Here is a 14,788-nt window from a genome sequence, read left to right on the forward strand (position 1 = left end):
CAGGTTAAACTTTTACTTTTTGACTTTGTCATTCTGTAAAAGGTTTAAGCCCATCATTTCTTTTAAAGTATGCTGCATCTGATCGGTTGATCCGTCAAGGAATATCACGTTGCCTTGCGAATTTTCGGCGAAGTGTTTGATAGATTCTGTCCACATGGTAAACATGATCACCGAGGTATCCATATTGGCCTCGGCCATTTCTTTAGCGGCAACAGTCATACCACGGGCTACTTCCTCACGGAACAGGGCGATACCCTGACCACGTAACTGGGCTGCTTCCCGTTCGGCCTGCGCCGAGATCTTGATGGCGTTACCTTCGGCCTCCGCCGCTTTTGTTTTGGTGATCAGTAATGCCTGGCCTTCGTTTTCGGCGGCTGCTTTCAGGTTGTTGGATGCCACTACCTGGCTCATGGATTTCATGATCACATCATCAAAAGTAATATCATTCAATTGCAGATCCTGTAGGTGATATCCCCAACTCTCGAGTATCTGATCGAGCTGTTCTTTTACATGCTCTACAATATCGCGGCGCAATATCAATACCTCGCTCTGGCGCTTGGTGGCTACAAAGGCGCGAATAGAACCTTCAACCGTGCGGATAAGGGCCTGCATGAGGTTACGCTCATCAACAAATTTAAAGGCTACGTTTTTTATGGTTTCTTCCTGCTGATCAAGCACCGAATACAGCAGCATGGCCTTGAAATAAACATTGGCCTGATCAAAAGTTACTGCCTGAAACTCCAGCTCGACCGAACGGTTCTGGATAGATATTTTGGAGTATACATTTTCGATAAATGGCAGTTTAAAATTCAGGCCCGGTGTTAGTATCCGCCGGTATTTTCCAAACACCGTGATCACTACTATAGTGCCCTGTTTTACAGACACAAAAGAGGTTGATAAAACAATAAGGAGAATGAGTACAATTATTCCAAAAGTAATTTCGGCTGTCATGGTTGATAATATTTAGTAAATAAATGTAGTATTAATTATTGGTGTGTTATTTGTTTTTATAAAAATGCTTTATAAAACAGCAATAAAAACCATGAACCTAAAACGAACTTTTGGAGCCATATTAACTGTACTCGGTATTATTGGCTTAATTTATACCGGGCTGGGTGTCATCAATCACAGCAGTCAAACCACAACATTGGTTGTTGTAGGTATTATATCCATACTATTTTTCTTTACGGGGATAAGCCTCATCCGTAATACCAAAGACGAAGCTTAGGCTTCGTCTTTGGTATTCTGCTTTTTTTAGTTTAGAAAAACCCGAGTGTCATTTCGAACGGTACGAGGAGAAATCTTCTGCTGAATAAAGGGAAAGCGTACAGATAGAAGATTTCTCTTTCGCCCCTCTCTTTTGGCGCAAGTCTTGCGTTGCAGTTTTGTGGGTAAAGGCTGACTTGTGATTTCAATACAGCCCGATGAACGAGCACAGCTCATCAGCCTACTAACAACCGCATAAGACTTGCGCTAAAGGAAGAATGGACAACACCAACAAAGCAAAAATACTAATATCGCTAACCCAACTACTGGTCACCGGATGATGATGTTATTACCTCTTGTACACCACCAATCCATTTACGGCCCGTCCTATCGTAAGTTTTGAAATCACCCCCATCGTCCCACGCAAAAGACCCAAAACCATGCGAGCGGATATTTTCGACGTAAGTTTTATAAAATAATACACGCCACTCCTGCAATTTACCTGCCGGACAACCATATTCATTTACCATAACCGGTATGCCTTTAGGAGCAAAAAAGTTATGGACCCTGTCAAATATTGCCTTAATCTCGTTCTTCTCGGCTGGTGTGCCCCAGGAAATATTCTTATCTTTTCCAGAAACCCAGGTCCAGGGGCTATAGCAATGAAAATTCGCGATCAGATATTTATCCTTAGGAATGTCGGCCTTTAATAACTCAGAATCACTGCTCCATTCTGTGCCCGCATAAACGATGATGCGTGTAGGATTGCTCTTTCGGATAACTTTAAAGATGCGCTTATTCAGATCATTAAGATTTGCCAAACTGAGCGGGTGTGGCTCATTCAATATTTCAAATAATAAATGATCGGATTTATCTTTAAAACGAGTGCCAATCTGGTTCCATATAGCTTCAAAACGGGCAACATTTTTAGGCGAATAATCCTTTTTAATGAGATCCTCGTGGTGACAGTTTAATATGATATATAAGCCCCTGCTCAAACCCCAGTCAACCACCTGTTCTACGCGTGCAATAAACTCAGGATTGATAGCATACGGGGCTATGCTATCAACATGTCTTTCCCAGGTAACCGGAATACGAATTGCCGTGAATCCGGCAGCTTTGTAATCATCAAAATAATAAGGTTTAATCAGGGGTTGTCCCCAACTGGTTTCACCGCCGGGAGCATCTAATGTATTACCTATATTGATCCCTTTCTGTAAATGAGCAATAGCCTGCTGCGGCGTGATTTGAGCATTAACCCGCTCAATCTGAAAATACGCCAGCAGTAATAAGAATACCTTTAAAAATGTTTTTTCCATTTTTTTGAATGTTTATTTCATACTATCCCGTGGATCAGTTTTAGCTTTTAGCAAATACTCCTGCGGTGGCTCAGCGCCTGCCAGGTTCTTCACAAAATAATCCCAGCGGCGGCGCATCATATAGTATGAATTCTGACCATAACCATGGGCGTTGTTCGGGAATACCACCAGGTCATAATCTTTATTGGCTTTCTCCAGGGCTTCAATAACCAGCAAGGTATTGTAGGGTGGTACATTATCATCCATTAAACCATGGGCAAGCATGAGTTTCCCTTTCAGGTTTTTAGCATAATTTTGATTGGCCTGCGCTTCGTAGTTGGATGTACCATCAGCCTGCGGGGTTAACAAACCAATATAACGTTCGCCCCAATCATCCTCATAATTACGGTTATCATGGTTACCCGATTCGGATATTCCCACTTTAAAAAATTCTGGGAAACGGAACATAGCTGCGGCGGTCGCAAAACCACCACCGGAATGGCCCCAGATGCCTGCTTTATTGATATCGATATATGGATATTTTTGAGCCAGTTGCTGCATGGCGGTAACCTGGTCGGGCAGCGTATTTTCAGACATGTGACCATAATTCATATCATGGTAGCTTTTGGAACGCAGCGGATTACTGGTGCCTTCTATTTTAACAACCACAAAACCCAGTTCGGCTAAAGCCTGGCAATCGCCATGGGCTGATAAGAAGCCCCAGCTGCCTACACTTCCGCCCTGTGGGCCTGGGTAAATATTATTAATGATGGGGTATTTTTTATTGGGATCCAGATGGGTTGGCACAAACATTACTCCATAAATATCGGTTTGGCCGTCATGTGCTTTAACCGTTACCTGGATAGGCGCTTTCCAACCCGAAGCCAGTAGCCTGCTAATGTCGGTTTTCTCCAAGGTGCTGATCAGCTTACCATTCAGATCGCGCAGCACGGTTACTGGCGGCGCATCAGTTTTCGAATAGCTATCAATAAAATAGTTCTCATCTGGCGACAAAGTAATCTGGTGAGTGCCTTCGCCAGGACTAAGCAACGTTAGCCCCTTGCCATTAAATCCTACTTTGTACAGATAGCTAAAGTACGGGTTACCGGGTTCACGGCCATCAGCCAGGAAATAGATCTGGCGATTCTTTTCGTCAACTTTTAACAGTTCGGTTACGGCCCAATCGCCTTTGGTGATCTGGTTTTTAACCTTGCCGGTTAGCGCGTCATATAAATACAGATGCCCCCAGTTGTCGCGTTCAGAAAACCAGATGATCTCGTTAGTTTTAGCCAGATATTTCCAGTTGATAGCACCCTGGCCCGACTCATATTGCGTAGCTACGGCTTCCTCAAAAACCTCTTTTACGGCACCAGTGGAGGCATCGGCAATACGGAATTTTTCCTGTTTGTGATCGCGTGAGGTGGATACAAAAGCCAGCTTGGCAGCATCTTCTGTCCAGTCCACATCATCAAAAGTACCGCTGCTGGCAATATCGTCGCTCAGCGTAGCACGGTGCGGATCAGGCGCGACCTGGATATTGATCACTTTGGGTTCATCTACATTAATGATCACCCGTTGTATAGTGGCTATTTCCTTATCCCCCGGCAACGGGTATTTCCAGGATTTCAATGTAGGATGGCCAACATTGGTAGTTACCAGGTACATATCGCCCACATTACGCTGATCCTGCTTAAAGGTGGCTATCTTTTTAGAATCGGGCGACCAGCGAACGATAGGTCCGTCTGATGATTTCCAGCCGGCATTATCAGTAGCATAACCAAAATCCTTTACTCCATCGGTAGTGAGTTGTGTCTCTTTCCCTGTTTTTATATTACGTACCCAAAGGTTATAATCTTTAATGTAGGCTACCTGGCTACCATCCGGAGATGCAACTTCGTCATCGCCGCCCCTTCTACGGGAATGTGCGGTATGCTTACCAATTATGGCATTATCTGGCGTACATTGATAAGTTTGCAGATCACATTTCCAGGATTTTCCATCGGCCGCAAAAGAGATCGATTTCAGATCGTCTGAAAAACTGAAGGTCTGAAATGGCAGCTTATCCGCTTTGTAAGTTTTACCTGTAGCGGTTGATATAGCCACTGCTAGTTTTTGCTGGTCAAATGCCCCTACACGTGTTTTTTTTGCAGGATCAACTAAAATAAATTCGCTTCCTTGTGGTGTTAGTATCCGGTACCAGAATTTATCGCCCAGAAGCCAGTTAGGCATCACTTTGCCATGATCAACTAATTGCTCGGTATTATAGCTCAAGAAGCTTTCGGCATGGGCATAATCTTGAGCGGTTAAGGTTGGGGTTTGCTGTGCATTTGCTGTCCAAACAAATGCCGCGGCAGTTAATGATAATAAATATTTATTCATACGCTGTTGAAGGTGCGGAAAATAAGATGTTAATAGTTAAAGTTTAAACCATGCAAATTAATGCTTTTTTTAATAGGCTATTGATTGGGCTCTGTAACTTTTGTGAGTGAATTATCAAAGTGGGGAATGGTGGTTATTTCTCCGCTATCGGCAATGCTTAAACCGGCATCAGGAAAGTCTGTTTCAGTTAGCATGCGGATGCGGCGCGTAGCTTGGTCCAGGGTATCTCTTACCAATCCTTTATCATGTGCCTGTTTAAAGGAAATAATACGACCACTTAAAAATTCACCCCGCTTATTTACGTAAACCTTAAGCAAGGGAGCCATGCCGCAAATACCGCTTACGCTTACACATTTGTAGGTACAGAAATTGCCAAGACTATAGGCTATCAGCCTGTTCTTATACATTTCCATTGCGCGGTTCACGTGCGGGCCGTTACCAAATATCAAATCGGCACCGGCATCAATGGCATTATGGGCAAAGGCATGCACGTCACCCCGCTTTTCGCCAATGAATGACTCTACCGCAAAAGGCACATGCTCATAATCTACTCCTTCGCCGCCACCATGAAATGATACGATAACAATATTGCAACGCTGTTTCAATTCTCTGATGATCCGCGCTGCACCTTTCAAGTCATGTATAGATACGGTATTAGCATTGGGTGCGAAGGAACAAAAGCCATAGCGCACACCATTTACCTCAAATACCGTTGAAGGCCTGATCTGTAATCCGGCATAGTTTATACCCAGGCTGTCCAAAGTTTTGGTAGTGCTTTTGCGACCATGCGCGTCAAAATCATTAATGTGGTTATTAGCCAGGCTCAGTAAATTAAATCCCGCGTTTTTTAAAACCGAGGCGTACTGGGTAGGCATCCGGAATAAATAGGCTTTACTTTTTTGATGAAGCTTGAAATGAGCCGGTCCCCCGGTATCAACAAGTGCGCCCTCCAGGTTTCCAAATGCTACGTCTGTATTCTTTAATTCGGCGGCAGCAGCCTTAAAACTGTTACGGGCACTATCGGGGGGAAGCGTGGTGCTATCCGGATACGAGGTACCCAGCATAATATCGCCAACGGCAGCAATACAAAGTGAGTCGTGTTGTATGGGGGTTATCTGAGGTGTTAAAACTTTGGCTGCGTGATGCTTTTTGTGTTTAATAACCTGCTGCCTATCTTGGGCCGGGCTTTCACAGGCCTGCAAAAACAACAACAAGCAAGCTGTTAAAAGCAAGATCTGTAACCTTATGGCAAAAAAAAATCCCCTCATGTTCATGAAGGGCCTAAATTAATTTTTTTATTTCGGATTGTTAGTAATGCGTTTTTGGCCAAATCCGAAATCGAACATCCGAATTCCGATATCGGAATTAATTATTCTTATCGTCGTCCGTTTCTGTAGCCGATCCGGTAAATTCATTTTTGAATGATGCCAGCAAACGACCGCCTTTGTAAAAATAACGGCTGTAGTAATTGTCATCCAGGCTGCTGATAGCTACACCTTTTGATGAAGCGTGTGCAAAACGGCCATTACCCAGGTAAATACCCACATGAGAAATTCTGCGGCTGTGGATCTTGAAGAAAACCAGGTCGCCTTCTTTCAGATCATCTTTACCAACAGGGTTTACCATGCTGAAAATATCGCGTGAACTTCTTTTAATATCCAGGTTAAAAACCTCGCTATATAATTCTTTTGTGAATGCCGAGCAATCGATCCCTCTTCTTGACTCGCCGCCGAAATGGTAAGGAGTACCTATCCAATCGTAAACAAAGTGAAAAAGTTTCATGTTTGAGGTGGCGGATAACGCGACACCCATAATCTGAGATAAATAAGTTTTAGCTAAACTTTCCTGCTCATCAGGAGCCTTGTCGGCAGTGGTGTTCGGAGTACTTGCGGTTTGAGCTTGCGAAGCTAAAACGCTGAAAAGTAGTACTATAGCAAGAGTAATTTTCTTCATTTAACGCGTTAGTTTGTTGTTAGGGTCAACAAATTGTTTATTAAATCAGACACTTATGTCCACCAGTAGCTACAAAACTATCTATATTTTTTAAAATTGCAAATAAATGGCACTTTTTTTTCAAAAAATATAAATATAGCATCTATACTAAAAATCTTATCAATCAAAGCCGGTCACTATTACGCTTATGATACTTTCAGGGTTACCCTTTTGGCCTATTTCTTTCGTTTTTTGTAAAAATTACATGTCACAAACACGTTAAAAACGTTTTAAAATACCGTTAAACTGTGCTATAGGGTCAAAAAGGCTTCGGCAATATGAACATAAAGCCATATAATGTTTGGTTAAACTTACAAAACACGGTTAAGCCTGCTCATTTATAGCTCTTTCTTAAAATAAAAGATAAAACATCACAACAAATTCGCTCCAGTTTCGATATTTTCACGGATATATTTAGATTTGCGCTTTACTCCAAGATTATTGATTGTTTTAATTACATGAGTTCAATCGAAATTAATAAAGACACTTACCTGATGTGGTACGAACAAATGCTGTTAATGCGTAAGTTCGAAGAAAAAGCAGGACAGTTATACGGACAACAAAAAATAAGGGGCTTTTGCCACCTATATATTGGGCAGGAGGCTGTATTGGCCGGAGCCATGTCTGTAATTAAACCCGAAGACAGCATGATCACCGCTTACCGCGACCACGCTCATGCGCTTGCCAAAGGTGTAACCCCCAATGCGGTAATGGCCGAGTTATATGGCAAAGCTACCGGATGCTCAAAAGGCAAAGGTGGTTCTATGCACATGTTTGACAAGGAAAAACATTTTTATGGTGGCCACGGCATCGTAGGCGGCCAGGTACCACTGGGTGCCGGTATCGCCTTCGCCGAGAAATATAAAGGTACCGAGTTTGTGAACATTGCCTATATGGGCGATGGCGCTGTACGCCAGGGTGCATTAACCGAAACCTTTAACATGGCTGCTTTATGGCAATTACCGGTAATTTTTGTTTGCGAAAACAATGGTTACGCCATGGGTACTTCTGTTGAACGTACTACCATCCAAACAGATATTTATAAATTAGGCTTGCCTTACGGCATCCCGTCACAAGCTGTTGACGGTATGGACCCAGCCGCGGTACACGTAGCTATGGACGAAGCCGTACAGCGTGCGCGCCGTGGTGAAGGACCAACCTTTTTGGAAATGCGTACCTATCGCTACAAAGGTCACTCCATGTCCGATCCTCAAAAATACCGTACTAAAGAAGAACTGGAAAGCTACAAGGCTAAGGACCCAATCGAAACAACCAAACAAGTTATAGTAGAAAAAGGTTATGCTGATGAAAAATGGTTTGAAGAGATCGATGCTAAGATAAAAGACCTGGTTGATGAATCAGTTAAGTTTTCTGAAGAATCACCATGGCCGGAAGCTTCTGAGCTATACACTGATGTTTATGTTCAGGCAGACTATCCATACATCAGAGACTAAGTATTAAGTTCTGAGTCTTGAGTTATAAGTTTTAAGTCTTTTTTGACTCATAACTTAATACTTCAGACTCAAGACTAACTATTATATTTATAAGAAATTTTTAAAACATATAAATAGTATATGGCCGAAGTAGTTAAAATGCCTAAAATGAGCGATACCATGACCGAAGGGGTATTGGCAAAATGGCATAAAAAAGTTGGCGATAAGGTAAAATCCGGCGATGTACTGGCCGAGATCGAAACTGATAAAGCTACCATGGATTTTGAATCGTATCAGGACGGTACCTTATTATACTTAGGTGTTGAAGAAGGTAATGCTGTTCCGGTTGATGCTGTTATTGCTGTTTTAGGCAAAGAAGGCGAAGATTATAAAGCAGCCCTTGCACAAGCTGGTGGTGGTTCTGAAAAGAAAGAAGAAAAACCTGCTGAAGCTACCCCTATAAAAACCGAAGATAAACAGCCTGCGCCAGTTGCGGCCGCAGCACCAAAGGTTGATCTGTCAAGCATCCCGGCTACCGTAATACGTATGCCAGCGCTTAGCGATACCATGACCGAAGGTGTTATTGAAAAATGGAACTTTAAAGTGGGCGATAAAGTAAAATCTGACGACTCACTGGCTGACGTGGCAACCGATAAGGCTACTATGGAAGTTGTAGGTTACGAAGCAGGTACACTTTTATATATAGGTCCAAAAGAAGGTGAAGCCGCACCGGTTAATGGCATTATAGCCATTGTTGGTAAAGAAGGCACCGATATTACACCTTTATTACAGGATGCAACAAGCGCACCAGCCGCTGCCGCACCTGCAGAAGAGGCAGCCCCTGCTACGGCAGAAACACCGGCAACTGCCGATGCAAGCCCGGCTTCATCTGCTGATGACAGCCGTGTTAAAGCATCTCCGCTTGCCCGTAAAATAGCAAAAGATAAAGGCATCAACCTGAATGATGTAAAAGGCAGCGCAGAAGGCGGCCGCATTATCAGGAAAGATGTGGAAGGATTTGTAGCACCGGCTAAAACTGCCGCGCCTGCTGCCGCTCCAGCCAGCACCGAAGCAGCCGCTTCATCTGCTCCGGCAAAAGCACCCATCGTATTGCCAACTTATACCGGCGAAGAGAAATTTACCGAAAGAGCAGTTACACAAATGCGTAAAGCCATTAGCCGTCGCTTAAGCGAAAGCTTGTTTACCGCTCCGCATTTTTATGTAACCATGAGCATTGATATGGATCAGGCGATTGCAGCCCGTACCCGCATCAATGATATTGCCCCGGTTAAAATATCATTTAATGATTTTGTAGTTAAAGCTGTTGCCGTTGCCTTAAAACAACACCCGGCCATTAACTCTTCATTCCTGGGTGATAAGATCCGGACCAATGAGCACGTACACATCGGTGTAGCCGTTGCAGTTGACGAAGGTTTGCTGGTACCGGTAGTTAAATTTGCCGATGGTAAATCATTAAGCCATATCTCTGTTGAGGTAAAAGAGTTTGCCGGCAAAGCTAAAGCTAAAAAACTACAACCGGCAGAAATGGAAGGCTCAACCTTCACCATATCAAACTTAGGCATGTTTGGGGTTGATGAATTTACAGCCATTATTAATACACCAAACGCTTGTATCCTTGCAGTTAGCGGTATACAACAGGTTCCGGTTGTTAAAAACGGTGCGGTAGTACCAGGCAACGTAATGAAAGTTACCCTAAGCTGCGATCACCGTGTGGTTGATGGCGCAACAGGTGCCGCGTTCCTGCAAACCCTGAAATCATTACTGGAAGAACCAGTAAGATTGCTGATTTAATTTCAGAGTTCGGAATTTCGATTTATCATAAGAAAAAGCGGTGAAGAAATAACTTCATCGCTTTTTTATTTTTATGACAATTGCAGATGATCAATGATATTCCTGAGTTGCTGTGTATGCCTTTGCGCGTGGTAAACAGCCTGATAAGCCCACTCCAACCGGGTAAGGTAACCGATGGTGGGGAATTCCCAAAGCAGACATGTATCGGTCAGGTCCTTTGTTTCCACCAGGTAGATCAGGCTGTTATATACCGTTCTGAGTTTTTTGATCAATATATCCCTATCATAAAGTTTCTTAGCTGGCGTGATGGACGGCGCTGATTTAAATTTCAGGTCGAAATTCAAAAACATATCTTTTACACGCTGTACATATTGATCGGGAGCTCTGTCGGTATCGCGGATGGGGCCGCTCAATACATCCACAGAGCTCGATATGGATAATACCATATGCTCTATCAGTTCGGCGGCCGTCCAGCTACCTTCAAAAGGGATGCGGTTAACTTCGCTTTGTTTAACGGGTTCAAATAAATTCAACTGCGCCTGTGCTACAGATGCTATCAGCACCGGTAAGGGTTGTACCAAAGCATTTTTTTGTTGTTCCATATTTTTCTTTCCTGATAATGTTCTTTGATATTTCAAAGTTCGGCACATTGGCTTAGATACGTAGGTGGCAATAAAGACAAATTCAGGGTGATTTGCGACAAGGACGCCCCCCTCTTTCGGCACGCTATTTATTTTACCCGGCAACCACCTCTGAATGGTAATAAATCCGTTAATCAATTGTCAAATAACCACCTTGCTTTTACACCTTTTGCTTTTATTGTATATTCACAAAAAATTTATGTTATGACGCTTTATAGCTTTCTTCAGCATCTTCATTCCGGTTTCAGGTACATTGTAGTGGTGCTTGTTATTGTGGCCGCCCTGTTGGCGCTTCTTGGTCTTACAGGTAAAAAACCTTACACCGATGGCAACCGCAAACTTAACCTGTTTGCCATGATCTCGGTGCATACTCAACTGCTCATCGGTATTGTGTTATATTTTGTAAGCCCGTTTGTACAGTTTACTAAAGACACGATGAAAAATCCCGCTACCCGTTATTTTACTGTAGAGCATTGGGTTATGATGGTTATTGCCATTGTACTAATCACTATAGGTCATAGCAAATCAAAAAAAGCCGCTACCGACGAAGAAAAGCACAAAGCTATTTTTGTATTCTATATATTGGGTTTGATCATAATTTCGAGCGGTATCCTATTAATTCCACGTGGCTAATAGGATTTAGCAAATAAATAATTTCATAAAAAATTTGACAATTCAAATTTCTTTCTAAATTTGTGACCACGATGATTAAAAGCACTCATAAAAACAGCTGGTGGCTCCAATTAAATTTGGCAGCCGGTTGCGTTTTTAGTCAGAGATAACTAATCAATTGTAAACCTAAATAGGAAACCCGGCGACCCCAATTCGCCGGGTTTTTTTGTTTAATACACTTTTTGAATATAACATGAACAAATTTAAAATAACTACTACCCATAAAAAGCTACTTGCTGATACCACTACGCCGGTAAGCATTTATCTGCGTCTGCGCGATGTGTTCCCGAACTCGCTGCTGTTGGAGAGCTCCGATTATCACAGCCGCGAAAATAGTTTAAGCTACATTTGCTGCGAGCCCATCGCCGGTCTGGTACTCAACAACAGCATCCTCAAAAAAACATATCCCGATGGCAGCCAGGAAACCCACGAAGCAGGATCTTTTGACCTCATTGATCAGATCAATCAGTTTATAGCGAGTTTTGATACCGATGCCAATCCGGGTAAGATCATATCAAACGGGCTCTTTGGTTATTTTACCCACGAGGCCGTAGAACATTTTGAAACCATCAAGCTCAAACAAAGCAGCGATACCACCCGGCAGATCCCCGTGATGCAGTACCATGTATACCGCTACATCATCGCGATTGATCATTTTAAGAACGAATTGTACATCTTCCATAACCAGGCCGAAGGCGGCCCCACCAACGGTGGTATCGAAAAGCTGGAATACCTTATCAAAAACAAAAACTTTCCCGAGTATAATTTTAAGAGTAAGGACGCCGAGCAATCAAACCTCACCAACGAGGAGTTTATCGCCATTGTAGAGAAGATGAAACAGCATATTTACCGCGGCGATGTTTTCCAGATCGTGCCTTCGAGGGCATTTTCGCGCACCTTTCAGGGCGATGAATTTAATGTTTACCGTGCCCTGCGCTCTATCAATCCTTCGCCCTACCTGTTTTATTTCGACTTTGGCGATTTCCGTATTTTTGGTTCATCGCCCGAGGCACAGATTACCATCAAAAACAATGTAGCCAGTATTTTCCCAATCGCCGGTACCTTTAAACGCAGCGGGGATGATATAAAAGATGCTGAAATTGCCCGTAACCTGGAGAATGACCCCAAAGAATCGGCCGAACATGTAATGCTGGTTGACCTGGCCCGTAACGATCTGAGTCGCCATTGCGAGCAGGTTCATGTTAAGGCTTTTAAAGAGGTACAATACTATTCGCACCTCATACACCTGGTATCGCACGTAAGCGGCAAATTGCTGCCGGGCGTATCATCCTTTAAAATTGTAGGTGATACTTACCCTGCCGGTACGTTGAGCGGCGCGCCAAAATACCGGGCCATGGAAATTATTGACGAGAACGAAAAAGCCAAACGCAGCTTTTACAGCGGCGCCATAGGCTACCTGGGTTTCAATGGCGATTTTAACCACGCCATCATGATCCGCTCGTTCCTCAGCAAAAATAATACGCTGCATTACCAGGCCGGTGCTGGCATTGTGGCTGGTTCCGTAGCCGAAAGCGAGCTTAGGGAAGTAGATACCAAAATATCGGCACTAAGAAGGGCTGTAGAACTGGCGGAGGAACTGTAACTCATTTCGGAATTCGGACTTTCGATTTCGGATTTCGTGTTTAGAATTTAGAATTTAAGAAAATGAACAAGATATTAATAATTGACAATTACGATTCCTTTACCTATAACCTGGTGCATTTGGTTAACGAGCTTGGCCTGCAATGCGAGGTTTGGAGGAATGATAAATTTGCCCTGAGCGATGTGGACACATTCGACAAGATCATCCTTTCGCCGGGGCCGGGCATACCATCCGAAGCTGGTTTGCTACTGGAGGTGATCGAAAAGTATGCCCCCACCAAAAGCATATTTGGTGTGTGCCTGGGGCAGCAGGCCATTGCAGAGGTGTTTGGCGGTAGTTTGTACAACCTGAGTCAGCCGATGCATGGGATAGCAACTCCTATCAAGGTAACCAACAGGCAGGAGGAGCTTTTTAAAGGCCTGCCAGACAGCTTTAAGGTTGGCCGCTACCACTCATGGGTGGTGAGTAACGAAGATCTGCCAGAGACGCTGCAAATAACCGCTATTGATGAGGAGGATAACTCCATCATGGCACTGGCCCACTGTGAATATGATGTGCGCGGTGTGCAGTTTCACCCGGAATCTATACTTACCGAGTACGGCAAGGAAATGATGCACAACTGGATGAGTTAATACAATCGCAAAAATGATAACTTTGCGTTAACACAAATCCGCGCGTCATTGCGAGGCACGAAGCAAAAGCCTCCTCTAAATCTCCCCCAAAAGGGGAGACTTTAAAAAGAGCTTTAAAGCCCTCTCCTTTGGAGAGGGTTGGGTGAGGCTCTTGCTTCGTACCTCGCAATGACGTTTTTTAGTTTTTTACCTCATGAACATACTTGATAAAATAGTTGCCAATAAAAAAAAGGAAGTAGCATCTGCTAAAAAACGCGTTTCCTATGTTGAACTGGAAGAGTCGGAATATTTTCATCGTGATACTTACTCCTTCAAAGAGTTTTTACTGGATCCGGAACGCAGTGGCATTATAGCCGAATTTAAGCGCAAATCGCCCTCCAAAGGCGTTATCAATGATAAGGTGAGGGTTAGCGCCGTTACCAATGGATATGCCGGTGCGGGCGCTTCGGCCCTGTCTGTTTTAACCGACCGCAACTTTTTTATGGGTCGCAAGGCTGACCTGATCAAGGCCCGCTCGGTAAACAATATCCCTATCCTGCGTAAGGATTTTATGATAGACGAGTACCAGGTTATCGAAGCCAAAGCATTAGGTGCCGATATTATTTTGCTGATAGCCGCTATACTTACTCCTGCCGAAATTAATACCATGGCCACACTGGCCAAAAGCATTGGTTTAAATGTGCTGCTGGAGGTGCATAACCTGGAGGAGCTGGAACGTAGCATCCACCCCAAACTGGATGCCATTGGCGTAAATAACCGTAACCTGGCCGATTTTACCGTATCGGTAGAAACCTCTTACCAACTGGCCAAACATATCCCGGCAGAGTTTATGAAAATATCTGAGAGTGCCATCAGCGATCCGGAAACCATCCGCCATTTGAAACTGGCAGGGTTCAACGGGTTCCTGATCGGCGAAACTTTCATGAAACAGGCGGACCCGGCCCAGGCCATGCGCGATTTTGTAGCCAAGTTATAAACAGGTGCAGTAAAACTTTTTAAACCTTAAATTTTAACAAATTTATGTTCAAAAACGGAGTAAAACAGGTCGAAAATCGCTTCGAAAATCCTCGTTTTAACACATTTAACAAATTTCAATGCGATTTTGATGCATTTTGAAAAC

Annotated in this window: 13 protein-coding genes; 7 read left to right on the forward strand and 6 right to left on the reverse strand. The window is 43.5% G+C overall.

Going from position 1 to position 14,788, the window contains the following annotated elements; genetic code table 11:
* Window positions 1-12 precede the first annotated feature (12 nt).
* Entirely contained in the window at window positions 13-951 is a 939-nt protein-coding gene (locus ACNURT_RS01530) for an SPFH domain-containing protein (RefSeq protein WP_419700240.1), read from the reverse strand.
* 91 nt (window positions 952-1,042) lie between these two features.
* Here ACNURT_RS01530 and ACNURT_RS01535 point away from each other — a divergent pair, with 91 nt between their 5' ends.
* Complete coding sequence (locus tag ACNURT_RS01535; RefSeq protein WP_419700241.1) at window positions 1,043-1,228, forward strand: hypothetical protein; 186 nt, start codon at window positions 1,043-1,045, stop codon at window positions 1,226-1,228.
* Between the two features lie 301 nt (window positions 1,229-1,529).
* Here ACNURT_RS01535 and ACNURT_RS01540 read toward each other — a convergent pair whose 3' ends face one another.
* The 4 genes from ACNURT_RS01540 to ACNURT_RS01555 all read right to left on the reverse strand — a co-directional run bounded on the left by ACNURT_RS01540 (window position 1,530) and on the right by ACNURT_RS01555 (window position 6,836).
* A complete protein-coding gene (locus ACNURT_RS01540) occupies window positions 1,530-2,525 on the reverse strand; it encodes a glycoside hydrolase family 5 protein (RefSeq protein ID WP_419700242.1) in 996 nt (331 codons plus the stop codon).
* Between the two features lie 12 nt (window positions 2,526-2,537).
* Window positions 2,538-4,883 (reverse strand): DPP IV N-terminal domain-containing protein, encoded by a 2,346-nt coding sequence (locus tag ACNURT_RS01545; protein WP_419700243.1) that lies wholly within the window; start codon window positions 4,881-4,883, stop codon window positions 2,538-2,540.
* Between the two features lie 77 nt (window positions 4,884-4,960).
* A complete protein-coding gene (locus ACNURT_RS01550; RefSeq protein ID WP_419700244.1) occupies window positions 4,961-6,151 on the reverse strand; it encodes a CapA family protein in 1,191 nt (396 codons plus the stop codon).
* Window positions 6,152-6,248: 97 nt separating this feature from the next.
* A complete protein-coding gene (locus ACNURT_RS01555) occupies window positions 6,249-6,836 on the reverse strand; it encodes a C40 family peptidase (RefSeq protein ID WP_076376454.1) in 588 nt (195 codons plus the stop codon).
* 497 nt (window positions 6,837-7,333) lie between these two features.
* Here ACNURT_RS01555 and pdhA point away from each other — a divergent pair, with 497 nt between their 5' ends.
* Entirely contained in the window at window positions 7,334-8,329 is a 996-nt protein-coding gene (gene pdhA / locus ACNURT_RS01560) for a pyruvate dehydrogenase (acetyl-transferring) E1 component subunit alpha (protein ID WP_419700245.1), read from the forward strand.
* A 120-nt stretch (window positions 8,330-8,449) separates the two neighbouring features.
* Window positions 8,450-10,120, forward strand: a complete 1,671-nt coding sequence (locus tag ACNURT_RS01565; RefSeq protein WP_419700246.1) for a 2-oxo acid dehydrogenase subunit E2 — start codon at window positions 8,450-8,452, stop codon at window positions 10,118-10,120.
* 71 nt (window positions 10,121-10,191) lie between these two features.
* Here the strand turns inward: ACNURT_RS01565 and ACNURT_RS01570 are convergent, their stop codons facing one another.
* The gene (locus tag ACNURT_RS01570; RefSeq protein ID WP_419700247.1) at window positions 10,192-10,722 is read right to left on the reverse strand and encodes a DinB family protein; all 531 of its coding nucleotides are present in this window, start codon (window positions 10,720-10,722) and stop codon (window positions 10,192-10,194) included.
* Between the two features lie 243 nt (window positions 10,723-10,965).
* Here ACNURT_RS01570 and ACNURT_RS01575 point away from each other — a divergent pair, with 243 nt between their 5' ends.
* The 4 genes from ACNURT_RS01575 (at window position 10,966) to trpC (ending at window position 14,644) form a co-directional block, all read left to right on the forward strand.
* Window positions 10,966-11,394, forward strand: coding sequence for a cytochrome B (locus ACNURT_RS01575; RefSeq protein ID WP_370996958.1), 429 nt, complete (start codon window positions 10,966-10,968; stop codon window positions 11,392-11,394).
* A gap of 232 nt (window positions 11,395-11,626) precedes the next feature.
* Window positions 11,627-13,036, forward strand: coding sequence for an anthranilate synthase component I family protein (locus tag ACNURT_RS01580; protein WP_419700248.1), 1,410 nt, complete (start codon window positions 11,627-11,629; stop codon window positions 13,034-13,036).
* A gap of 62 nt (window positions 13,037-13,098) precedes the next feature.
* Complete coding sequence (locus ACNURT_RS01585; RefSeq protein ID WP_419700249.1) at window positions 13,099-13,668, forward strand: anthranilate synthase component II; 570 nt, start codon at window positions 13,099-13,101, stop codon at window positions 13,666-13,668.
* Window positions 13,669-13,861: 193 nt separating this feature from the next.
* A complete protein-coding gene (trpC, locus tag ACNURT_RS01590; protein ID WP_419700250.1) occupies window positions 13,862-14,644 on the forward strand; it encodes an indole-3-glycerol phosphate synthase TrpC in 783 nt (260 codons plus the stop codon).
* The last annotated feature ends 144 nt before the right edge of the window (window positions 14,645-14,788 follow it).

The sequence above is a fragment of the Mucilaginibacter sp. NFX135 genome (assembly GCF_048565145.1).
In the GTDB taxonomy this organism is placed as follows: domain Bacteria; phylum Bacteroidota; class Bacteroidia; order Sphingobacteriales; family Sphingobacteriaceae; genus Mucilaginibacter.

What these genes read in the sequence shown, in the direction of transcription:
- ACNURT_RS01585 (WP_419700249.1), top strand. Translation starts at nt 13,099, where the DNA reads ATGAACAAGATATTAATAATTGACAATTACGATTCCTTTACCTATAAC.
- ACNURT_RS01545 (WP_419700243.1), bottom strand. Translation starts at nt 4,883, where the DNA reads ATGAATAAATATTTATTATCATTAACTGCCGCGGCATTTGTTTGGACA.
- ACNURT_RS01565 (WP_419700246.1), top strand. Translation starts at nt 8,450, where the DNA reads ATGGCCGAAGTAGTTAAAATGCCTAAAATGAGCGATACCATGACCGAA.
- ACNURT_RS01540 (WP_419700242.1), bottom strand. Translation starts at nt 2,525, where the DNA reads ATGGAAAAAACATTTTTAAAGGTATTCTTATTACTGCTGGCGTATTTT.
- ACNURT_RS01580 (WP_419700248.1), top strand. Translation starts at nt 11,627, where the DNA reads ATGAACAAATTTAAAATAACTACTACCCATAAAAAGCTACTTGCTGAT.
- ACNURT_RS01555 (WP_076376454.1), bottom strand. Translation starts at nt 6,836, where the DNA reads ATGAAGAAAATTACTCTTGCTATAGTACTACTTTTCAGCGTTTTAGCT.
- ACNURT_RS01570 (WP_419700247.1), bottom strand. Translation starts at nt 10,722, where the DNA reads ATGGAACAACAAAAAAATGCTTTGGTACAACCCTTACCGGTGCTGATA.
- ACNURT_RS01530 (WP_419700240.1), bottom strand. Translation starts at nt 951, where the DNA reads ATGACAGCCGAAATTACTTTTGGAATAATTGTACTCATTCTCCTTATT.
- ACNURT_RS01575 (WP_370996958.1), top strand. Translation starts at nt 10,966, where the DNA reads ATGACGCTTTATAGCTTTCTTCAGCATCTTCATTCCGGTTTCAGGTAC.
- ACNURT_RS01550 (WP_419700244.1), bottom strand. Translation starts at nt 6,151, where the DNA reads ATGAGGGGATTTTTTTTTGCCATAAGGTTACAGATCTTGCTTTTAACA.
- pdhA (WP_419700245.1), top strand. Translation starts at nt 7,334, where the DNA reads ATGAGTTCAATCGAAATTAATAAAGACACTTACCTGATGTGGTACGAA.
- trpC (WP_419700250.1), top strand. Translation starts at nt 13,862, where the DNA reads ATGAACATACTTGATAAAATAGTTGCCAATAAAAAAAAGGAAGTAGCA.
- ACNURT_RS01535 (WP_419700241.1), top strand. Translation starts at nt 1,043, where the DNA reads ATGAACCTAAAACGAACTTTTGGAGCCATATTAACTGTACTCGGTATT.